This is a genomic window from Leifsonia sp. NPDC058194, assembly GCF_042883605.1.
Classification (GTDB): Bacteria; Actinomycetota; Actinomycetes; order Actinomycetales; family Microbacteriaceae; genus Leifsonia.
Genome location: NZ_JBHVVL010000001.1, coordinates 965,690 through 985,920, shown reverse-complemented (window position 1 = coordinate 985,920; position 20,231 = coordinate 965,690). Strand labels below are relative to the sequence as shown.

The window sequence follows — 20,231 nt, the reverse complement described above, 5'->3', positions numbered from 1 at the left end:
TTTAACAAACTTCTTCCGCTTGTGTGTACTTTGATTATGTCGGGGCGTGCCCACCTTTTACCAACCCGGGGCAAACGTCCCATTACGGGGGGGGGGGGGGGGGCCGCCCCCCCCCGCTACACTGACTTCTCTTCGTCGCCTACTTGGCAGCGACCACCTGGAGCGTGATGACGGCCGAGAGGTCGTCGTGCAGACGCACGGTCGCCTCGTGGTCGCCGACGACCTTGATCGCGTTGGGGAGCTCGATCTTGCGCTTGTCGAGCTCACCGATGCCCGCCGCCTTGACGGCGTCGGCGACATCGCTGGTCTTGACCGAGCCGAACAGACGGCCCTCGCGGCCCGCCTTCACGACCAGCTTGACCTTCGTGGCCTCGAGCTTCGCCTTGAGGTCCTGGGCCTGCTCGACCGTGTGGAGCTCACGAGCGGCGCGAGCCGCCTTGATCTGCTCGACCTGCTTCTCGCCACCGCGGCTCCACGTGATCGCGAAGCCCTTCGGAACGAGGTAGTTGCGCGCGTAGCCGTTCTTGACGTCGACGACGTCACCGGCCGATCCGAGGCCGGTGACCTCGTGCGTCAGAATTACTTTCGACATGGGTGATCTCCTTAACGGCCCGAGCCGGCGTAGGGGAGAAGTGCCATCTCGCGCGCGTTCTTGACTGCGCGGGCGATCAGGCGCTGCTCCTGGACGGAGACACCGGTGATGCGGCGGGCGCGGATCTTTCCACGCTCCGAGATGAACTTACGCAGGGTTGCGACGTCCTTGTAGTCAATGACACCGACGCGAACGGACTTCGCGGGAGCGGCGTTCTTGCCGTCCTTGCCCTTGCGGATCGGCTTGCGGCGGTCGCCGCTCGACTTTCCAGCCATGATTTCCTTTGCTTTCTGCCCGTCCCGATCGCACCGGGAGGGCTGATGAATGTAAGAGGGCCCTTAGAAAGGGGTCTCGTCGTTGTAGGAACCCGGAGTGTTCCAGACGTCGGCGCCCGCGGACGGGTCCGCGGGGGCGGAGGCGGCCCAGGGCTCTTCGACCGCGGGAGCCCCGCCACCGAATCCACCCGCGGCACGAGGCCCGCCGGACGACTGAGCACGGGTCACCTGAGCGGTGGCGTAACGCAGCGACGGCCCGATCTCATCGATCTCGAGCTCGATCGAGGTGCGCTTCTCGCCTTCCTTCGTCTCGTAGGAGCGCTGCTTCAGCCGCCCCTGCGCGATGACGCGGGACCCCTTGGTCAGCGAGCCCGCGACGTGCTCGGCGAACTCACGCCAGACGCTCGCCCGGAGGAACAGAGCCTCACCGTCCTTCCACTCGTTCGCCTGACGGTCGAACGTGCGGGGAGTGGACGCGATGGTGAAGTTGGCGACGGCCAGCCCGTTCTGCGTATAGCGCAGCTCGGGGTCGGCCGTGAGGTTCCCCACCACGGTGATGATGGTCTCGCCGGCCATCGGACTAGGCGCCGGCCTTCTCGGTACCGGCGGAGGCGGCCTTGCGGGCAGCCTTCTCGTCGGCGCGCTTCTGAGCGGCGGCGACCTGAGCGATCCCCTCCTCAGCGCGGAGGACCTTGGTGCGCATGACGGCCTCGCTGAGCTTCAGCTGGCGATCGAGCTCCTTGGTGGTGTCACCGGTGGCGGTCAGCTGGACGACCGCGTAGATGCCCTCGGACTTCTTGTTGATCTCGTAGGCCAGGCGACGGCGACCCCAGATGTCGACGCTGTCGATCGTTCCACCGTCGTTACGAACGACGTTGAGGAACTTGTCAAGGCTGGGAGCAACGGTGCGCTCATCGATCTCTGGATCGAGGATGACCATCAGCTCGTACTGATGCATGACTAACCCACCTCCTCTGGTCTCAGCGGCTGCAGACTTTCTGCAGCAGGAGGGTTGTACATCGGTTGTGCGGGCAGAATTCTGCCCAGGCAACTTTCCTATGGTAGCGGACGGGGGAGTAACTCTCCAGCCGGCGTCGGTGCGGAGCGGGGCGGGAGCGTCGAGAAGAGTGGTCATGACGCCAGCCTGACCGCCGCGGGAGGGCGCCGACGGTACGGCCTCAGAACGGTGGGAAACCCACCCTCCAGACGTCCTGTGGAGGATTCAGTACCTCACTGGTCCGCCCACCAGGCGAGCAGACGGCGCGTCGCCTCCTCCTCGCCCAACGGTCCTTCGTCGAGCCGGAGGTCGAGGAGGAACTTCATCGCGCGTCCGACATCGCGCCCCGGGGTGATCCCGAGGATGTGCATGACCTGCTGCCCGTCGAGGTCCGGCCGGACCGCATCCAGCTCCTCCTTCTCTTGGAGCTCCCGGATGCGCTGCTCGAGGTCGTCGTAGGCGAAGCCGAGCCGATCGGCCTTGCGCCTGTTGCGCGTGGTGACGTCGGCACGGGTGAGCATGTGCAGCCGCTCGAGCTGATCGCCCGCGTCACGCACGTAGCGGCGCACGGCCGAGTCCGTCCAGCTCGCGTCGGCGTAGCCGAAGAAGCGCAGGTGCAGCTCGATCAGGCGCGCGACGGCCTCGATGGTCGTCTTGTCGAAGCGGAGTGCGGTCAGCCGCTTCTTCGCCAGCTTCGCCCCGACGACGTCATGGTGGTAGAAGCTGACCGCTCCGCCCGTCTCGAACCGGCGGGTGGCCGGCTTGCCGATGTCGTGCAGGATGGCCGCCAGCCGGAGGACGAGATCGGGCGCCGCACCCGGGTGGCGCTCCTTCTCATAGCCGATGGCCTGCTCCAGCACGGTGAGGCTGTGCTGGTAGACGTCCTTGTGGTGATGGTGCTCGTCCACCTCCAATCGCAGGGCGGGGACCTCGGGCAGCACCTCGTCTGCGAGGCCGGTGCCCACGAGCAGCTCGATGCCGGGCCGCGGGTCGTCGGAGCAGAGCAGCTTGGTGAGCTCGTCGCGCACGCGCTCCGCGCTGATGATGCGGATGCGCTCGGCCATGCGCGCCATCGCCTCGACGGTGTCGTCGTCGACGACGAAACCGAGCTGCGCGGCGAAGCGCGCCGCCCGCAGCATGCGGAGCGGGTCGTCGCCGAACGAGATCTCCGGGCTCGACGGTGTGGTGATCGTCCGTGTCAGCAGGTGGTCCACGCCTCCGGACGGGTCGACGAGTCGCACCTCGGGCACGCGCAGGGCGAGCGCGTTCACCGTGAAGTCGCGACGCAGGAGGTCGCCCTCGAGCGAGTCGCCGAAGACGACGTCGGGCTTCCGGGTCTCGCCGTCGTAGCTGTCGGTGCGGTAGGTCGTGATCTCGACCGTGTCGTCGCCGAAGCGCGCGCCGATCGTCCCGAACTGTCGGCCGATGTCCCACACGGCATCGGCGTGGGGGGAGACGATCGCCAGGATGTCGTCCGGGCGGGCGTCGGTGGTGAAGTCGAGATCGTGCACGGCCCGCCCGAGCAAGGCGTCGCGAACCGGTCCGCCGACGAGGGAGAGTTCGAATCCCGCCGCCGCGAAGAGGGTGGCCACTCGGGCGACCGTCGGCGAAGCCGCGAGGTCGCCGAGACGTTCGAGGGATTCGGCGACGCTCTGCATGGTGATCCAGTTTACGGGCGTCCTCGCCGGGCTCTCAGGGGGTGGCATCTAGAATCGTCGACATGGAGGCCGAGCAGGGATCGCGCGTCGACGCATGAGCGCAGCCGACCCCACCCTCCTACGGGGTGCCCGACTCCGGCGCGCGAGCGGCCGTCTGGCCGTCGTCGCCTCCGCCGCCGCGCTCGCCCTGCTGTCCGGCACGCCCACAGCCGCATCCGCCGCGCCGGGGAGTCTCGCCGCGCCGGCGACCGTCGCCGCCGCCGACTCCGGATCCGGCCTCACGGCCGGCGTCACGACCGACAACGCAGGCGTCCTGGCTGCGGGGCAGGACCTCACCGTCGCCGTAACGGTCTCGAATCCGACGGAGACCGCCGTCGCCACGGGGACGGCGACCGTGTGGCTCGACCCGCACGCGATGACCTCCCGGGGGTCGCTCACCGACTGGCTCGGTTCGGCGGATCCGGTCTCCGGCGCCACGACGCTGGGCACGGTCGCACTCCCCCCGCTCGAAAGCGGCTCGAGCACCGTGGTTCGCGTGACCGTCCCGGCCGCGTCGGTGCCGTTCGGGACGCTCGCCGAATCCACGGTGTTCGGAATCGGGGCGACCGTCTCGACGAGCGGCGACACGACCGAGGCCCGCGGGTCGGTCGTGTGGAGCGCGGCGGATGCCGGTCCGCGTTCGAGCGTCGGCGTCGTGATGCCGATCGTGAGCCCCTCCACCTCCGACGGCCTCATCTCCGCCGCCGATCTCACGACGTACACGGCGGCCAACGGTGTCCTGACCCGCGATCTCGACGGGCTGGAGGGGCACGCTGCGGTCACGGTCGGGATCGATCCCATGATCATCGCGTCGATCAGGGTGCTCGGTAATGCCGCGCCGGCGACGGCGACCGACTGGTTGGTGCGACTCTCGGCATTGCCCAATGAAACCTTCTCTCTCGGTTACGGCGATGCCGATCCGACCGGGCAGATCCAATCGGGTGCCAGCGCGCCGCTGGCCCCGACGTCCTTGGTCTACGCACTGGACTCCAAGAACTTCTCCCCGACCCCGACGTCGATCGGCCAGCCCGCGCCGCCCGCCACCGAGACCGGCCCGAGCGGTCCGACATCCACGCCGACGCCGACGCCCACATCAGGCCCAGCACTGCCCTCGCTCGACGACCTCACTGCCTGGGACTTCACCATGAAAGGCATCGCCTGGCCCGGCGACAAGACCGTTCGAGCAGCCGATCTGGCGCCGCTCGCGGGCGCCGGCCTCTCGACCGTCCTCGTCTCGGGAGACAACACCAACGCCTCCGATCTCGATACGACGCCCAACGCCTCCGTCCCCGCAGCCGGCAGCCAGGTCGTCGCGTCCGACCAGAGGCTCTCGGATGCACTGCGCGCCGCGATCTCCGCGCCGAGCGATGTCGCCTGGAACACGGCCATGGGCAAGCTCAACGCCCAGCTGCAGTTGATCAGCGCGGAGGGCGGCGACGCCCGGCACCTCCTCATCGGCCTCGACCGCTCATGGCCGTCGAGCGGCACCCAGCTGAAGCGCACCCTCGACGCCCTGTTCTCGTCGCAGTGGGTGTCGCCGTCGACTCTCGTGTCGGTGCGATCGGCCGGTGCATCGGCGGGGCTCAGCCTCACCGACGCCCCCGAATCGCAGGCGCGCATCGACTCCATCCGCGCGCTGCTCTCCGACGAGACCTCCCTCGGCGCCTTCTCCTCGGTCCTCGACGCCCCGGAGACGTTGACCGGACGTGTGCGCGCCCAGCTGCTGACGCTGCTCGCGGTCTCGTGGCAGAACCCGCGCACGGACTGGTCTGCCGCGGTCGCCGCCTCGCACGAGGCGACGGTCAAGACCCTGCACTCCATCCGCATCCTGCCGACCGAGAACATCAACCTCGTCAGCGCGCAGGGCTCCATCCCCTTCACGGTCAGCAACGAGCTGACGGGGGAGGCGGCGACCGTCGCCCTCACCGCCGCTCCCTCGAACAGCCGGCTGGAGATCGACGACACCACGACCAAACGCATCCCCCAGGACTCCCGTGCGACGGTGCTCATCCCGGTCAAGGCGAAGGTCGGCAACGGGCAGGTCGTCCTCTCGCTGCGCCTCTACAGCCCGACCGGGGTGCCGATCGGCGACCCGACGTCGGTGACGGTGGACGTCCATGCCGATTGGGAGGGGATCGGCGCCCTGATCCTCGGGGTGCTGCTCGTGCTGCTCTTCGGGTTCGGGATCGTGCGCAACATCCTCCGCAAGCGCAAAGAGCGCCAGTCGGAGGAGGCGGGGGAGAGCCCGTCCGACGACGGCGAGGGCGATGGCGCCACCTCCTCCGTTGACGAGCACGAGGTGGATGCGCCGCCCGAGCCGCCCGCCGATCCTCCCGTCGATCCGCCCGCCGCGGAGGACGACCCGCGTGGCTAGCATCGGGCGCGCGAGCGCCATGCTCGCCTCGGGCACCTTCGTCTCGCGCATCCTCGGCTTCGCGAAGGCGTGGCTGCTGGTGCAGGCGATCGGGACGCTGAGCCTCGCCGCGAACGCGTACGGCACGGCGACATCCGTACCGAACAGCCTGTACGCCATCATCGCCCAGGGCATCCTGAACGCCATCCTCGTCCCCCAGATCGTGCGCGCGTCCGTCAATGCCGATGGCGGCCGGGCCTACATCAACAAGCTGGTCACCCTGGGGATGGTCGTCTTCGCCGGCGTCGCCGTCGTCGCGACCGTGGCCGCGCCGCTCCTGATGACCCTCTACGGCCTCCGCGGTGAGCAGGCGCAGCTCGCGACGACCTTCGCATATTGGTCGCTGCCGCAGATCTTCTTCCTGGGCCTCTACACGCTTCTCGGCGAGGTCTTGAACGCCCGCAAGTCGTTCGGACCGTTCACCTGGGCGCCGGTCATCAACAACATCATCGCCATCGCGATGCTCGGCGGCTTCATCCTGCTCTTCGGCACGTACTCCAAGTCTGGCAACCCGCACGACACCTGGTCGATCGGGATGATCGCCCTGCTCGCCGGAGGCGCGACCCTCGGCATCGCCGTGCAAGCGCTCGTGCTCTTCGTCTTCTGGCGCCGGATCGGCCTCCGTTTCCGGTTCGACTTCGGGTGGCGCGGCGTGAACCTCGGGAGCGCGGGCAAGGCCGCGGGCTGGACGTTCGGGATGCTGATCGCGACCCAGATCGCCGGTCTCATCGAGCTGAACGTCTCGAACTCGGCAGGGGAGGGCTATGCCGGCTCGTTCGTCATGAACAACGCCTGGCTGATCTTCATGCTCCCGCACGGCATCATCGCCGTCTCGATCGTCACGGCGTACTACACACGGATGGCGGAGCATGCCCATCGCGGTGCCACCGCCGACTTCCGAGCAGATTTCTCGAGTGCGGCGCGTTCGATCATGTTCCTCATCGTGTTCTCCTCGGCCACGATGATCGTCGTCGCCTTCCCCATCGCCCGCGTCTTCACGTCGAGCTTCGAATCGTTCGGGCTCGTGCTCATCGCGTATCTGGTCGGCCTCGTGCCCTTCTCGCTGGTCTTCATGGCGCAGCGGGCCTTCTACTCCCTGGGCGACACGCGCACGCCGTTCCTGTTCACGCTTGCGCAGGTCGTCGTCATCATCATCGGTGTCCTCGCCTGCTTCTCGGTCGGCCCCGAGATGCGTGCGGCCGCGGTCGCCCTCGTCGTGTCGATCGCCAGCGTCATCCAGGCCGTGCTCGCGTTCGCGCTCCTGCGACGTCGTGTGGGCGGGGTGGATGGGCGCCGCATCGCGAGCGGACTCTGGCGGTTCCTGCTCGCCGCCCTCGCCGCCATGGTCGCCGGTGCGGGGTTCCTCGTGCTGCTCGGGGGAGTGGAGCCGGGCGCGTTCCCCGTCAGCGGCGTCGTGGGTGCAATCGTGTCGTCCGCCGTCGTCGGGGTGGTCATGCTGATCGTGTACGTCGGGTTCCTCGCGATCTTCCGTTCGAGCGACCTGGAAGCGGGAGTCGGACCAATCCTCGACCGCCTTCGGCGCCGAACTCCCCACAGCGGATGACACGGAATACCATCCGCCTAGGATGTGTTCTACAGGTCGGTGCCTCCGGTCCCGGGGGCACTGCAGACAGTCAAGGAGTTCCGCCGTGCGGCAGATCATCATCATCGGTTCCGGCCCTGCCGGTTACACCGCGGCCATCTATGCGGCCCGCGCCAATCTGAAGCCGCTGCTGATCGCCTCCTCCGTCGAGGCGGGCGGCGAGCTGATGAACACCACCGAGGTCGAGAACTTCCCCGGATTCCCGGACGGGATCATGGGCCCCGACCTCATGTTCAAGATGCAGGCCCAGGCCGAGAAGTTCGGCACGGAGGTCGTGCTCGACGACGTCGTCTCTGTCGACCTGAAGGGTGAGGTCAAGACCGTCACCCTCGGCTCGGGCGCCGTGCACGAGGCCCTCTCGGTGATCTTCGCCACCGGTTCCGCCTACCGCAAGCTGGGCCTGGAGGACGAGGAGCGTCTGTCCGGCCACGGTGTCTCGTGGTGCGCCACCTGCGACGGCTTCTTCTTCCGCGAGCGCACCATCGCCGTCGTCGGCGGCGGCGACTCCGCGATGGAGGAGGCCAACTTCCTCACGCGCTTCGCCGACAAGGTGTACGTCATCCACCGTCGCGACAGCCTCCGCGCCTCCAAGATCATGCAGGACCGCGCCTTCGCCAACGAGAAGATCGAGTTCATCTGGGACTCGGAGGTCATCGGCATCGGCGGCTCCGAGCAGGTGCAGCACGTGACGCTGCGCAACCTGGAGACCGGCGCCGAGAGCGAGCTCGACCTGCAGGGACTGTTCATCGCGATCGGCAACGACCCGCGCGTGCACCTCGTGCACGGACAGCTCGACCTGACCGCGGAGGGCACCATCGCCGTCGACGGCCGCACGTCGAAGACCAACCTCTCCGGCGTCTTCGCCGCCGGTGACGTGATCGACCCGACCTACCGTCAGGCCGTCACGGCTGCGGCGTCGGGGACCGTCGCCGCGCTCGACGCGGAGCACTTCCTCGCGTCCCTCCCCCAGAACCTGCTGGAGAAGGCGGTCGAGCCCGCCTCCAGCGACCTTTCACTCTCGACCACCGTCTAAGGAGATACAGACAATGTCAGCAGCACGTTCGGTCACGGACGCGACGTTCGAGCAGGACGTCCTTAACAACGAGAAGACCATCCTCGTGGACTTCTGGGCAGAGTGGTGCGGCCCGTGTCGCGCCGTCGGCCCGATCCTCGACCAGATCGCGGCGGAGCACTCCGACAAGATCGAGATCGTCAAGCTCAATGTCGACGAGAACCCGCAGACCGCTGCGAAGTACCAGATCACCTCCATCCCCGCGATGAAGGTCTACCAGGGCGGAGAGGTCGTCAAGACCGTCATCGGCGCCAAGCCGAAGCCCGCCCTCGAAGCCGACCTGGCCGCCTACCTCGCGTAGCCGACCTGCTCCTTCGCAGACCCGTCCGGCGCTCACCCGCCGGGCGGGTCTTTTTCGTATCCGCCGCACCCTCGATTCTTCGCAGGGCGCACGACCCAAATAGCATGACTAAACGCCACTAGAAATGGAATGACTCGTGACCGAACAGGGCATCCCGCCGCAGCGGGGCAACAATCTGGACCCGTGGTACAGCCACTACGCGCAGCGCACCAGCGGCCTGGCCGCCAGTGAGGTCCGAGCCCTGTTCGCCGTGGCCAGCCGGCCCGAGGTGGTCTCACTCGCCGGCGGGATGCCGTACGTCGCCGCTCTGCCCGAGGATCTGGTGGTCGGAGCGATGGACCGCGTCATGCGCGAGCAGGGGCCCGTGGCCCTCCAGTACGGCTCCGGTCAGGGCGTCCCCGCCCTCCGCGAGCAGATCCTGGACGTCATGGCGCTCGAGGGCATCAGCGGCAGCGCGGACGACGTCGTGATCACGACGGGGTCACAGCACGCGCTCGAGCTGTTCAGCAAGCTCTTCATCGACCCGGGCGACGTCGTCCTCGCAGAGGGGCCGAGCTACGTCACCGCGATGGTGATCTTCCGGTCGTACCAGGCCGAGGTCGACCACGTCCCGATGGACGAGCACGGTCTGATCCCCGAGGCGCTGCGCGAGCACATCGCACGCCTGAAGGCGGCGGGCCGACGAGTGAAGTTCCTCTACACCGTCCCGACGTTCCACAACCCGGCCGGAGTCACGCTCACATGGGAGCGACGGCTCGAGATCCTCGAGATCGCGCGGGCGAACGACATCCTCGTGCTGGAGGACAACCCGTACGGGCTCCTCTACTTCGGCGACCGACCGCCGGCGGCGATGCGTTCGGTCGAGAAGGAGGGCGTCGTCTACCTGGGCACGTTCTCGAAGACGCTCGCTCCGGGCTTCCGCGTCGGCTGGGCGCTCGCACCCCACGCCATCCGCGAGAAGCTCATCCTCGCCAACGAGGCGGCCGTGCTGAGCCCGAGCTCGTTCAGCCAGCTCGTGATCTCGGAGTATCTGCGCGACGCGGACTGGAAGGGCCAGATCGACACCTTCCGCGGCGTGTACCGCGAACGCAAGGAGGCGATGATCTCCGCACTGGAGGAGCACCTCCCCGAGTTGAGCTGGACGAACCCCAACGGCGGCTTCTACGTGTGGCTCACCCTCCCGTCGCATCTCGACTCGAAGGCGATGCTCCCGCGCGCCGTGACCGAGCTGGTCGCGTACACACCGGGCACCGCCTTCTATGCGGACGGCTCCGGAGCCCAGAACATCCGCCTCTCGTTCTGCTATCCGACCCCGGAGAACATCCGGGTCGGTATCCGCCGGCTCGCCAATGTGATCAACGGCGAACAGGATCTGCTCGATACCTTCGCGGGTACCGGTCCCCTCACCGCCGCCCGTCCCAGCCGGACCAGCGCCAACCCTCCCACCGACCTGCGCTGAGCGCACGAATCACGAAAAAGAGCTGATCATGGCAGAAAAAGCAGCCTCCGAAGCCCTCGATATCGTCGTGCTCGCCGGCGGGATCTCGCACGAGCGGGACATCTCGCTGCGCAGCGGCCGCCGGGTCGCCGACGGCCTGAACTCGCTGGGCCACCGCGTCAGTGTCCGCGAGCCGGACGGAGCCCTGCTCGGGTTCCTGGTCGACACGCGCCCCGATGTCGTCTGGCCCGCGCTTCACGGCGCGAGCGGGGAAGACGGCGCCCTGCGTGCCCTGCTGGAGCTGACCGGGATCCCCTTCGTCGGCTCCCGGACCGACTCGTCGCGACTGGCCTGGTCGAAGCCGACGGCGAAGGCGATCGTCGCCCGCGCCGGTGTCTCCACCCCGGATTCCGTGACACTGCCCAAGGAGACGTTCCGCGAGCTCGGCGCCAACAGCGTCCTCCCGACCATCATCGATGGTCTCGGCATGCCCGTCGTCGTGAAGCCAGCCCAGGGCGGCTCGGCGCAGGGCGTCACGATCGTGGCGACGGCGGAGGAGCTGCCGCGGGCGATGGTCGACGCGTACACCTACTCCGAGATCGCTCTGATCGAGCGCAAGGTCGACGGGGTGGAGGTGTCCGTCGCGGTCATCGACACCGGCGACGGTCCGGAGGCCCTCCCCGCGGTCGAGATCGAGCCGGTCGACGGGGCGTACACGTTCGACGCGCGGTACAACGCGGGGGAGACCCGCTTCTATGTGCCGGCTCGACTCGCTCCCGACGTCGCTGCCGCCGTCGCCGAGGCGGCCACGACCGCGCACATCGCGCTGGGCCTGCGGCATCTGTCGCGCATCGACCTCATCGTGGACGCCGCCGGGACTCCGTGGTTCCTCGAGGCCAATGTGCTGCCCGGCCTGACCGAGACGTCGATCATGCCGCAGGCGATCGCGGCGTCCGGTCGTGATCTCGGCGAGGTCTACGCCGCATTGGCCGTCACGGCCATCGCCGAGGGCTAGCTCGTCCGGTTGACGATCCGGCCGGGTCCACGATCTCTCGTGCGCCCGGCCGCGTCGACGGACCCTTCTCAGCCGTTGTAGCTGGGCTGGCCGATCTCGTCGAGGATCCGGTTGAGGTCTTGGATCGTGGCGAAGTCGACCACGATCTGACCCTTGCGTGCGCCGAGGCTGATCTTCACCCGGGTGTTCAGCCGATCACCGAGCTTCTCGGCGATCTCGTCCAGGTGCCCGCGGTGCTTTCCGGGGGTCGCTTTGGAGCGGACCGGCTTCGGTGCCTTGCTCGCGACGGCCTCTGCCGCGCGCACCGAGAGGTCCTCGTTCACGATCTTGTCGGCGAGCTTCACCATCGCTTCCTCGCCCTCGCCCAGGGAGAGGATGGCGCGAGCGTGCCCGGCGCTCAGAACGCCGGCGGCCACGCGGCTCTGCACCGGGGCGGGCAGCTTGAGCAAGCGGATCGTGTTGGTGATCTGCGGACGGGAGCGGCCGATGCGCGTGGCGAGCTCCTCCTGGGTGATCCCGAAGTCGGCGAGGAGCTGCTGGTACGCAGAGGCCTCCTCGAGGGGGTTGAGCTGCGAGCGGTGCAGGTTCTCGAGCAGCGCATCCCGCAGCATCGCATCATCGGCCGTGTCTTTCACCACGGCCGGGATGTTCGCCAGTCCGAGCTCCTTGGTCGCACGCAGACGGCGCTCGCCCATGATGAGCTCGTATTTGTCGGGCTGCCCCGCGAGTGGACGGACGACGACCGGCTGAAGGACGCCCACCTCGCGGATGCTGGCGACCAGCTCCTCCAGCGCGTCCTGATCGAATTCGGTCCGCGGCTGCACCGGGTTCGGCACGATGTCGGCGGGGGAGAGGTACGCCAGCCGGGCCCCCGGCACGGCGACGAGGCCGTCGGGCGCCGCAGCGTTCGAATCCGGGAAGAACACGTCCACAGGCCTCGCCGCCTGATCGGACGTCGGGATGAGGGCCCCGATGCCGCGGCCCAGACCGGTGCGCTTCGTTGCCATTAGCGGGGTACTCCTCTTCGTGCGATTTCTGCGGCCGCCTCGAGGTACGAGAGCGAGCCGGACGAGTTTGCGTCGTAGCTGATGACGCTCTGGCCGTAGCTCGGCGCTTCCGAGATCCGGACCGAGCGCGGAATGATCGTGTCGAGCACCTCGTTGGGGAAGTGGTCTCGGACGTCGGCCGCGACCTGGTGGGCCAGGTTCGTGCGGGAGTCGTACATCGTCAGCAGGATGGTCGACACCCGCAGCTTCGGGTTCAGATGGCGTTCGATCAGCTGGATGTTCTTGAGCAGCTGACTCAGGCCCTCCAGGGCGTAGTACTCGCACTGGATGGGGATGAGCACCTCGGTCGCGGCGACGAAGGCGTTGATGGTGAGCAGGCCCAGCGAGGGCGGGCAGTCGATGAGGACGTAGTCGATGTCGTACTCATCGAGGAATCGCTTCAGAGCGCGCTCGAGGCGCTGCTCACGGGCCACCATCGACACGAGTTCGATCTCAGCGCCAGCCAGGTCGATGGTCGCTGGAATGACGAAGAGGCCGTCGAACTCGGGGCTCTTCTGGATGACCTCCTCGAGCTCCTTGTCGTTCACGATGACGTCGTAGACACTCGGCGTACCCTCGCGGTGCTCGACGCTCAGGGCGGTCGACGCGTTGCCCTGCGGGTCGAGGTCGATCACCAGCACGCGCGCACCCGACTTCGCGAGCGCGGCCGAGAGGTTCACGACGGTGGTCGTCTTGCCGACGCCACCCTTCTGATTGGAAATCGTGAAGACGCGGGTCCGGGAGGGCAGGGGGAGGGTGGTCGACGCTATCGCCTGTCTCCTCCGCGCGAGATCCTCGAGTTCTCGGGCCAGGGGGGTCGATTCATCGAAGGCGGGATTCTCCGCCTCGATGGACGGATCCTGGTCCGGTTGTTTCACGTGAATCCTCGTCGCTCGATCTGGTGCACGGCACCGCTCTGGTCGGGTCGGCGCCGTCGATTGCGCCTGGTCCAACTCTAGCTTGCACATCCGACTCGACCCTCCGCGCTCTCCGCTCGACCCGCAGGCCGCTTGCCGGCTCCGGCGTGGATCCCTCGTCGGTTTCACGTGAAACATCGTGGTCTGGGCACCCTGGCGGGTCTTCCGAGAGCCGCTTCTGGTGAGCGGGAGGACGCCCTGTCACACGTCGGGTCCAGACGCCCAGGCCGACCGCCGGTCGATCTTCGGAGTGCGCGCTCAAGCCACTCGTCAACGCGGTCGCTCCCGACTGCCCGGGTGGAGCGGGTGATGCTCCCACTCGCGGCGTTTCACGTGAAACCACTTTGCACGTCTCGTGGCGGGGTGACGCGGTGAGGGACGCACAGCCTCGCGCCGAGCCTGCGGCGTCCGCGCCGCAGGAGCCCATCTTGCTCAGAGGAGGCGGTGGAACCACGTTTCACGTGAAACAGCCGAGCGGCGCCGGTGGCTCTGTCGGACAAGCTGGACCGCACACCGCGCACGGCAAACGGCACGCAGCGCGCCCCGAGGGTATCCCTGTGACACCAGTCAGAGGACGAAGCCAAGGTCAACGGCACCCCAGCGCGCCATTCATGTGAATCAGGGCCGTTGGCCGCCTCGGCGGATCTCCGGTGCAGGGAGCGAGCCTGTATCAAGGAGCTCGGGTATGGGCGAGCACGGGACTATACGAGAGCGCGGCCGCGGCCGAGCGAGAAGGCGAGACCTTCGCCTGATGCACATCCCGGGGGTCGGTATCGGCACCGTATCGTAGTCAACCGAGACCACCCTGGTTTCACGTGAAACGGCATCGATACGGGTGCCGCACGTCCACGCCCTTCAGGCTCCATCGAATACCGCCGCTGCCGATCCTGGTCCATCGGTGACAGACGCTCGATCCCCACCGAATGTATCTGTCGGGGCAGGCCTCGTGGCGGAGCGCCATCGGGCGGATCGTCGCAACATCCGACCGGTACGGCCCGCACGAACTCGTCGACGCCGCGACGACGGGATGCGCCCGGCCGCCTGTCCCCACCGTGAAGGACTCAGCGGTCCGCCCGCGCTTCGCGTTCAGGTGAAACAGAGTGAGAGCTGGTCGACCTGGAGGCTCTCGCGGGGGAGTGAATACGAGCAACCCGCCACCCTCTCGGGGCGGCTTCGTCCGACGGAAGCGAAGTCACCTGGGCCGGATCGCGCCCCCATCTGCTCCCGCTTCACCCGGCGCCCAGAGATCGGAGCGCGGTGCAGCCGGCCGCGGCGCGACGCCAGAACTCCGAGTGCCACTGGACGGAGAGTGATCGGCGGCCCGCGGCAGCAATCGACACAACGGACCACTCCGACCTACACGATTCGCTCGTCGGAGTCGACCGAACCCTCACTCGGGACATCGCGAACATCACCAGACCGGGTCCTGCGCGACATCCCCATCTCAACAGCAACCTTCCACCGACGCGGCGACTCGGCGCGGACTCGATCGCCGTCCAACATCCCGAACCTGCCGAACACGTCGAAATCGTCGAAATCCGCGGCGAAACCTGCGATCCGGGCGCTGAAATCGGCCGGACCGCACCGGCGCACTGCGCCTTAGGACGCCTCTCTCAGCGCCGAAGCACCCTGTTTCGGTGCTGTCAGAGCGATCCTCCGAGGCCGAGAGGCCGTCCGCTCGAGCGTCGAACCGGCGAACACGAGGCCTGATCGACGACAAGCCACGCCGAATTCAGCGCACAGTGGCGCGAATGACCCGGGTCACCTCATCGAGGACGCCCTCGCCGAGAGTCTCGACGACCACATCGTGGATCTTGTACCGGCGGATCTCCTTGGTGGCGGCATCCACTTCTGCCTGAGCGCCGGCGCCCTTCATGAGGACGAGCTCGCCACCATTCCTGAGCAGGGGAGCGGTCAACGGGAGAAGCTTCCGGAACGCACTGACCGCGCGCGCCGTCACCTGGTCGAGCGGGACGTCGAGCCGAGCATCCTCAGCGCGGGCACGCATGACCGTGACGTTCGAAAGGCCGAGTTCGTCGACCTGCTCGTCCAACCAGGCGATCCGGCGCTCCATCGGCTCGATGAGCACGAATGACACGTCAGGTCGCGCGATCGCGAGGACCAACCCGGGCAGGCCGGCACCACTTCCGATGTCGCCGACGAGACCGGGCCGAAGCAGCGGGGCGACGATCGCGCAGTTCAGGATGTGGCGGGACCAGAGTCGGGGCAACTCGAGCGGTCCGATGAGCCCCCGCTCTTCGCCCTGAGCCGCAAGGTTCTCAGTGAACGCTCGTGCAACATCCAGTCGACTTCCAAAGAGGACTGCTGCAGCGGGCGGCTCGATTTCCAGAGTGTCCGTCACGGTTTCACGTGGAACTACGCGGCCGTGATGACCGTGTGACGGTCCCGGCCCTCACCCCGCGAGTTCGAGACGAACCCACGCTCCGAGACGATGTCGTGAACCAGCTTGCGCTCGTACGACGACATCGGGGGCAGCGCGGCCTCTGCGGCGCCCTCCTCGATGCGGACGATCGCGCGCGCGACCAGCTCGCCCAGCTCCTCCTGCCGTGCATCGCGCGAACCGGCGATGTCGAGGATCAAGCGCGAGAAGCCGCCGGTCTGGTTCTGGACGGCGAGACGCGTCAGCTCCTGCAGCGCGGCCACCGTGTCCGGCTTGGAGAGCAACTGGAGGTTGGTCCCGTCTTCTGCATTCACCGAGATGTAGGCGCGGCCGTTGCGCGCGTCGATGTCGATGTCGCCGTCGATGTCGGCGATGTCGAGGAGCTCCTCGATGTAGTCGGCGGCGATGTCGCCTTCGCGGTCGAGCTCACCCGCGGTCGGCTCCGCGTGCGATCCCGCTGCGCCGGCTTCTGCGCCGTCGGTCTCCGCGGTCTCGATCGCCGGGGCCTGGTTCTCGGCGTCCTCGAACTCGGCGGCGGGGGAGGAGGTCGTGTCGGTCTGCACGTCGGTCATGGCTGTCCCTACTTCTTTCCGGCCTGCTTCTTGGCGCGGTTCTTGTTCACCGGCTGCACGCGCTGGGTCGTGACAGGCTTCGCGGGCTGGGCCTCTTCGACACTCAGCACGATCGAGCCGTCCTGCGCGACGAGCTTGCCCTTCTTCGCCAGGCGGGCCTCACGAGCCTTCGCGGCGTCCGAGCCGGGAGTCGGCATGTTGCGGATGACGAGGAACTGCTGTCCCATCGTCCAGATGTTCGAGGTCAGCCAGTAGAACATGACACCGAGCGGGAAGGCGAAGCCCGAGAACAGGAAGACGAAGGGGAGCAGGTAGAGCAGGATGCGCTGCTGCTTGAACTGCGGGCTCGCCTTGGTCTCGGGCGACATGTTCTTCGACACGATCTGGAGCTGCGTCAGGAACTGCGAGCCGGTCATGAGCACGACCATCACGGCCGCGATGACCATGACGACGACCTGCGGCGGGTTGGCGTTCATCGCCCCCTGGAAGCTCTGGTGCAGCGGTGCCACGCCGAAGAGGCTCGCACCGCCGAACTGCACGGCGAGCGCCTCGTTGAGCGGGCCGACGCCGGCGTGGCCGCTCTGAGCGCCGTTCAGAACCTGGAAGAGCGAGAAGAAGATAGGCATCTGCAACAGCAGCGGCAGGCAGGAGCTCAGCGGGTTGGTGCCCGTCTTCTTGTAGAGCTCCATCGTCTCGCGAGACATGGCCTCGCGAGAGAACTGGTCCTTCTTACCCTTGTACTTGTCCTGGATCTTCTTCAGCTGGGGCGCGACTTCGAGCATCCGGCGCTGGTTCTTGATCTGGCGGACGAAGATCGGGATGAGCGCAGCACGGACGACGACGGTGAGTCCGACGATCGACAGCACCCAGGTGAGGCCGGCGGCCGGGTCGAGCCCGATCTGCGAGAACAGCCAGTGGAAGGCGACCAGGATCAGCTCGACGACCCATTTGATGGGCCAGAGGATCGTACCGATGATGTCCATGTCTGCTTGCTAGGCCCTTCTCTGGCTAAAGCTGCCGGCGCCCGTGGCGACGACGAATCCGAACGGAGTGACCCGGTAGCGCTGGTGCTTCTTCACGGGGACGTCGTCGACCCCTCCCGCCGCCCACGGATGGCAGCGGGCGATGCGGCGCACACCCAGAACGCTCCCGATGACCACCCCGTGCTGCTGGATGGCCTGCAGTGCGTAGGCCGAGCACGACGGGTAGTAGCGGCACACGTCTCCGTACAGAGGGGAGATGACCGCTCTGTACGCCCGCAGGATCAGCACGGCGATGTTCCGCGGAACGAGCAGAACTGCGGTGATCGCGGCGTACATGGACGGACGTGGCCCTTATCTGGTGGAACTACGACGGACGTAGCGGCTGACGGCTCGGGTGACCTCTTCGTGCAGGGTAGCCCACCGGGCCTCCGCAGAAGCTGGTAATGCTCTGATCACGATGTCCACTCCGCCCACCGCCCCTGCGCTCTCGCGGAGCGTGGGGAGCACCTCGTAGGCGGCGGCTTTGAGCCGCCGGCGCACGAGATTGCGGCGCACAGCGTTACCGACCGACTTGCTCACGATAAAACCGAATCGCACCACGTCGGGGTCGGCGTTCGGACGGACGTACGCGATGGTGTTGTCCGCCGTGAAGCGGGCACCTTTGCGCACCGTCGCCCGGTAGTCCGCCCCCCGCGTGATGCGATTGGCCTTCGCGAGCACCGGGCGGTACTACGCCGAGAGCTTCTCGCGGCCCTTGGAACGACGGTGCGCCAGGATGGCGCGACCCGCACGGGTGCGCATGCGGAGGCGGAAGCCGTGGGTCTTGGCGCGCTTGCGGTTGTTCGGCTGGAACGTTCTCTTGCTCATAATCTCTATCTCCGTGGTGGTCTCTTCGCAGGCCGGTGCTGATGGATATCGCCAGCACGGGGAGGCCAGAAAAGTTTCAGGGCAGCCTGAACGGCTGAAGTCAACTGATTAAAACTACGGCCTATAAAGGACCGAGGTCAAACCGAACGACTCAAATCCACTGATTATGCACGGGATTAGCAGCATCGATCGAGACGACGCGCCGTGTGTCGTGGACGTATTCCGTCAGTCGAATTTGATCCACATCCTGTGGACAAGTTAGCGTGAGGGCGAAAGTTATCCCCAGTCTGTCCCAAAAAGGCCGAGGATCACTACGGTATTGCAAACACAGCGGTGGATAACCCTGTGAATACCCACCGGCGGCCCTCGTGCCGCTCGCCTGACTCGAGCCCTCCGGGGGACGACTCGTCTCCGTCGGGCGACGGCATCCAGACGAAAGCGAAGACGGGGAACGATGGCAGGCGGCGAAGAGTCCATTTCCACGGCATGGAGATCCGTGCTGGGGAAGCTGGAGACGGACGACCGCATCACGCCGCAGCTCTACGGATTCCTCAGCCTGGTCGAGCCCAAGGGCATCATGGCAGGGACCTTCTATCTGGAGGTCCCCAACGAGTTCACGCGCGGGATGATCGAGCAGCGCAGCCGCGTCCCCCTCCTCAGCGCCATCGGCGCCCTCGACGCGGCACTGGAGGTCAACACCTTCGCGATCGTCGTCAATCCCGAGATCCAGCAGGAGACGATGGCCGGGCCGGCCGAGCCCGAACCGGCTCCGTACCTGGACACCGCGTCGCCGATGGTGTCGCCGCCCACCGAGATCACGGCGCCTCCGCGCAACGGCGACACCCGGCTGAACTCCAAGTACAGCTTCGACAACTTCGTCATCGGCCAGTCCAACCGTTTCGCCCACGCGGCCGCGGTCGCCGTGGCCGAGGCGCCCGCCAAGGCCTACAACCCGCTCTTCATCTACGGCGACTCGGGTCTGGGCAAGACCCACCTGCTCCACGCCATCGGCCACTACGCGATGAGCCTCTATCCCGGGATCCGGGTCCGGTACGTGTCGAGCGAAGAGTTCACCAACGACTTCATCAACTCGATCGCCAACAACCGCGGATCCTCGTTCCAGGCCCGGTACCGCAACATCGACATCCTGCTCATCGACGACATCCAGTTCCTCCAGCGGGCGGTCGAGACGCAGGAAGCCTTCTTCCACACGTTCAACACGCTCCACGACCACAACAAGCAGGTGGTCATCACCAGCGATCTGCCGCCGAAGCATCTGACCGGCTTCGAGGACCGCATGCGCTCGCGCTTCGAGTGGGGGCTCATCACCGACGTCCAGGTGCCCGACCTCGAGACCCGCATCGCCATCCTGCGCAAGAAGGCGCAGAGCGAGAAGATCCAGGTGCCCGACGACATCCTCGAGTTCATGGCGTCGAAGGTCTCGAGCAACATCCGTGAGCTGGAGGGGACGCTCATCCGCGTCACCGCGTTCGCGAGCCTCAACCGGACCCCTGTCGACATGCCCCTCGTCCAGACCGTGCTGAAGGATCTGATCACGCTCGACGACGACAACGTGATCGCGCCGACGGACATCATCACCAACACCGCGGAGTACTTCAAGCTCAGCGTCGACGACCTCTACGGCTCGAGCCGGTCCCAGGCCGTCGCCACCGCCCGGCAGATCGCGATGTACCTGTGCCGCGAGCTGACGAACCTCTCCCTGCCGAAGATCGGCCAGCTGTTCGGCGGCCGCGACCACACCACCGTGATGTACGCGAACAAGAAGATCAGCGAGCTCATGAAGGAGCGTCGCTCGATCTACAACCAGGTCACCGAGCTGACCAGCCGGATCAAGCAGAACCACCGCTACGGCAAGTAGCCGTCGGGGGCGCCACGCCGTCGTTCTCGGATCAGTTATCCACAATTTCATCCCCAGCGTGGGGAGAGATCGTTATTAACACGTGTGGATAACTTGTGGAGAAGTTCCGGAAACTCCTTCGTTTAATGGGGACGAACGACCGCAGCCTGTGAAAAGGGCCTCC

At 67.0% G+C, this 20,231-nt stretch carries 20 protein-coding genes; 7 read left to right on the top strand and 13 right to left on the bottom strand.

Going from position 1 to position 20,231, the window contains the following annotated elements; genetic code table 11:
• Window positions 1-139 precede the first annotated feature (139 nt).
• The 5 genes from rplI to ACFVU2_RS04715 form a co-directional block, all read right to left on the bottom strand.
• Window positions 140-592: a 50S ribosomal protein L9 gene (gene rplI, locus ACFVU2_RS04735; protein WP_387871649.1), complete on the bottom strand. Its 453-nt coding sequence runs from the start codon at window positions 590-592 to the stop codon at window positions 140-142.
• An 11-nt stretch (window positions 593-603) separates the two neighbouring features.
• Complete coding sequence (rpsR, locus tag ACFVU2_RS04730; RefSeq protein WP_018189012.1) at window positions 604-867, bottom strand: 30S ribosomal protein S18; 264 nt, start codon at window positions 865-867, stop codon at window positions 604-606.
• Window positions 868-930: 63 nt separating this feature from the next.
• Window positions 931-1,443: a single-stranded DNA-binding protein gene (locus ACFVU2_RS04725; RefSeq protein WP_387871646.1), complete on the bottom strand. Its 513-nt coding sequence runs from the start codon at window positions 1,441-1,443 to the stop codon at window positions 931-933.
• 4 nt (window positions 1,444-1,447) lie between these two features.
• On the bottom strand, window positions 1,448-1,825 hold the full coding sequence (gene rpsF / locus ACFVU2_RS04720) for a 30S ribosomal protein S6 (protein ID WP_387871644.1): 378 nt from the start codon (window positions 1,823-1,825) through the stop codon (window positions 1,448-1,450).
• 272 nt (window positions 1,826-2,097) lie between these two features.
• Window positions 2,098-3,522 (bottom strand): CCA tRNA nucleotidyltransferase, encoded by a 1,425-nt coding sequence (locus tag ACFVU2_RS04715; protein ID WP_387871641.1) that lies wholly within the window; start codon window positions 3,520-3,522, stop codon window positions 2,098-2,100.
• 94 nt (window positions 3,523-3,616) lie between these two features.
• Between ACFVU2_RS04715 and ACFVU2_RS04710 the strand changes: the two genes are divergently transcribed.
• The 6 genes from ACFVU2_RS04710 (at window position 3,617) to ACFVU2_RS04685 (ending at window position 11,403) form a co-directional block, all read left to right on the top strand.
• Window positions 3,617-5,935 (top strand): DUF6049 family protein, encoded by a 2,319-nt coding sequence (locus ACFVU2_RS04710; protein WP_387871638.1) that lies wholly within the window; start codon window positions 3,617-3,619, stop codon window positions 5,933-5,935.
• The gene (gene murJ, locus ACFVU2_RS04705) at window positions 5,928-7,538 is read left to right on the top strand and encodes a murein biosynthesis integral membrane protein MurJ (protein ID WP_387871635.1); all 1,611 of its coding nucleotides are present in this window, start codon (window positions 5,928-5,930) and stop codon (window positions 7,536-7,538) included. The genes ACFVU2_RS04710 and murJ overlap by 8 nt, the downstream gene beginning before the upstream one ends.
• 85 nt (window positions 7,539-7,623) lie before the next feature.
• The gene (gene trxB, locus ACFVU2_RS04700) at window positions 7,624-8,610 is read left to right on the top strand and encodes a thioredoxin-disulfide reductase (protein WP_387871632.1); all 987 of its coding nucleotides are present in this window, start codon (window positions 7,624-7,626) and stop codon (window positions 8,608-8,610) included.
• A gap of 13 nt (window positions 8,611-8,623) precedes the next feature.
• Window positions 8,624-8,950 carry a thioredoxin gene (gene trxA, locus ACFVU2_RS04695; RefSeq protein WP_021763557.1) on the top strand — a complete coding sequence of 109 codons (327 nt, stop codon included), beginning with the start codon at window positions 8,624-8,626 and terminating at the stop codon, window positions 8,948-8,950.
• A 136-nt stretch (window positions 8,951-9,086) separates the two neighbouring features.
• Window positions 9,087-10,409 (top strand): PLP-dependent aminotransferase family protein, encoded by a 1,323-nt coding sequence (locus ACFVU2_RS04690; protein WP_387871629.1) that lies wholly within the window; start codon window positions 9,087-9,089, stop codon window positions 10,407-10,409.
• 28 nt (window positions 10,410-10,437) lie between these two features.
• A complete protein-coding gene (locus tag ACFVU2_RS04685; protein ID WP_387871627.1) occupies window positions 10,438-11,403 on the top strand; it encodes a D-alanine--D-alanine ligase in 966 nt (321 codons plus the stop codon).
• 68 nt (window positions 11,404-11,471) lie between these two features.
• On the opposite strand, the gene ACFVU2_RS04680 is transcribed toward ACFVU2_RS04685, so the two are convergent.
• The 8 genes from ACFVU2_RS04680 to rpmH form a co-directional block, all read right to left on the bottom strand.
• Complete coding sequence (locus ACFVU2_RS04680; protein WP_387871624.1) at window positions 11,472-12,410, bottom strand: ParB/RepB/Spo0J family partition protein; 939 nt, start codon at window positions 12,408-12,410, stop codon at window positions 11,472-11,474.
• Window positions 12,410-13,327, bottom strand: a complete 918-nt coding sequence (locus ACFVU2_RS04675) for a ParA family protein (RefSeq protein WP_387871622.1) — start codon at window positions 13,325-13,327, stop codon at window positions 12,410-12,412. Before ACFVU2_RS04675 ends, ACFVU2_RS04680 begins: the two co-directional genes overlap by 1 nt.
• Window positions 13,328-15,098: 1,771 nt before the next feature.
• The gene (rsmG, locus tag ACFVU2_RS04670; RefSeq protein WP_387871620.1) at window positions 15,099-15,728 is read right to left on the bottom strand and encodes a 16S rRNA (guanine(527)-N(7))-methyltransferase RsmG; all 630 of its coding nucleotides are present in this window, start codon (window positions 15,726-15,728) and stop codon (window positions 15,099-15,101) included.
• A gap of 14 nt (window positions 15,729-15,742) precedes the next feature.
• Window positions 15,743-16,339 (bottom strand): protein jag, encoded by a 597-nt coding sequence (locus ACFVU2_RS04665; RefSeq protein ID WP_387871617.1) that lies wholly within the window; start codon window positions 16,337-16,339, stop codon window positions 15,743-15,745.
• A gap of 8 nt (window positions 16,340-16,347) precedes the next feature.
• Window positions 16,348-17,322, bottom strand: coding sequence for a membrane protein insertase YidC (yidC, locus tag ACFVU2_RS04660; RefSeq protein ID WP_387871614.1), 975 nt, complete (start codon window positions 17,320-17,322; stop codon window positions 16,348-16,350).
• Window positions 17,323-17,331: 9 nt separating this feature from the next.
• Window positions 17,332-17,658 carry a membrane protein insertion efficiency factor YidD gene (gene yidD, locus ACFVU2_RS04655; RefSeq protein WP_387871611.1) on the bottom strand — a complete coding sequence of 109 codons (327 nt, stop codon included), beginning with the start codon at window positions 17,656-17,658 and terminating at the stop codon, window positions 17,332-17,334.
• A 15-nt stretch (window positions 17,659-17,673) separates the two neighbouring features.
• Complete coding sequence (gene rnpA, locus ACFVU2_RS04650) at window positions 17,674-18,042, bottom strand: ribonuclease P protein component (RefSeq protein ID WP_387871608.1); 369 nt, start codon at window positions 18,040-18,042, stop codon at window positions 17,674-17,676.
• Between the two features lie 9 nt (window positions 18,043-18,051).
• Window positions 18,052-18,189, bottom strand: a complete 138-nt coding sequence (gene rpmH / locus ACFVU2_RS04645) for a 50S ribosomal protein L34 (protein ID WP_387871605.1) — start codon at window positions 18,187-18,189, stop codon at window positions 18,052-18,054.
• 454 nt (window positions 18,190-18,643) lie between these two features.
• Here rpmH and dnaA point away from each other — a divergent pair, with 454 nt between their 5' ends.
• Complete coding sequence (dnaA, locus tag ACFVU2_RS04640) at window positions 18,644-20,068, top strand: chromosomal replication initiator protein DnaA (protein WP_387871603.1); 1,425 nt, start codon at window positions 18,644-18,646, stop codon at window positions 20,066-20,068.
• Window positions 20,069-20,231 lie beyond the last annotated feature (163 nt).

Excerpts from the sequence above, each read along its gene's own strand:
- dnaA (WP_387871603.1), top strand. The coding sequence starts at position 18,644 with ATGGCAGGCGGCGAAGAGTCCATTTCCACGGCATGGAGATCCGTGCTG.
- rpmH (WP_387871605.1), bottom strand. The coding sequence starts at position 18,189 with ATGAGCAAGAGAACGTTCCAGCCGAACAACCGCAAGCGCGCCAAGACC.
- trxA (WP_021763557.1), top strand. The coding sequence starts at position 8,624 with ATGTCAGCAGCACGTTCGGTCACGGACGCGACGTTCGAGCAGGACGTC.
- ACFVU2_RS04665 (WP_387871617.1), bottom strand. The coding sequence starts at position 16,339 with ATGACCGACGTGCAGACCGACACGACCTCCTCCCCCGCCGCCGAGTTC.
- ACFVU2_RS04725 (WP_387871646.1), bottom strand. The coding sequence starts at position 1,443 with ATGGCCGGCGAGACCATCATCACCGTGGTGGGGAACCTCACGGCCGAC.
- yidC (WP_387871614.1), bottom strand. The coding sequence starts at position 17,322 with ATGGACATCATCGGTACGATCCTCTGGCCCATCAAATGGGTCGTCGAG.
- ACFVU2_RS04680 (WP_387871624.1), bottom strand. The coding sequence starts at position 12,410 with ATGGCAACGAAGCGCACCGGTCTGGGCCGCGGCATCGGGGCCCTCATC.
- rplI (WP_387871649.1), bottom strand. The coding sequence starts at position 592 with ATGTCGAAAGTAATTCTGACGCACGAGGTCACCGGCCTCGGATCGGCC.
- rpsF (WP_387871644.1), bottom strand. The coding sequence starts at position 1,825 with ATGCATCAGTACGAGCTGATGGTCATCCTCGATCCAGAGATCGATGAG.
- ACFVU2_RS04710 (WP_387871638.1), top strand. The coding sequence starts at position 3,617 with ATGAGCGCAGCCGACCCCACCCTCCTACGGGGTGCCCGACTCCGGCGC.
- ACFVU2_RS04685 (WP_387871627.1), top strand. The coding sequence starts at position 10,438 with ATGGCAGAAAAAGCAGCCTCCGAAGCCCTCGATATCGTCGTGCTCGCC.
- yidD (WP_387871611.1), bottom strand. The coding sequence starts at position 17,658 with ATGTACGCCGCGATCACCGCAGTTCTGCTCGTTCCGCGGAACATCGCC.
- ACFVU2_RS04715 (WP_387871641.1), bottom strand. The coding sequence starts at position 3,522 with ATGCAGAGCGTCGCCGAATCCCTCGAACGTCTCGGCGACCTCGCGGCT.
- rpsR (WP_018189012.1), bottom strand. The coding sequence starts at position 867 with ATGGCTGGAAAGTCGAGCGGCGACCGCCGCAAGCCGATCCGCAAGGGC.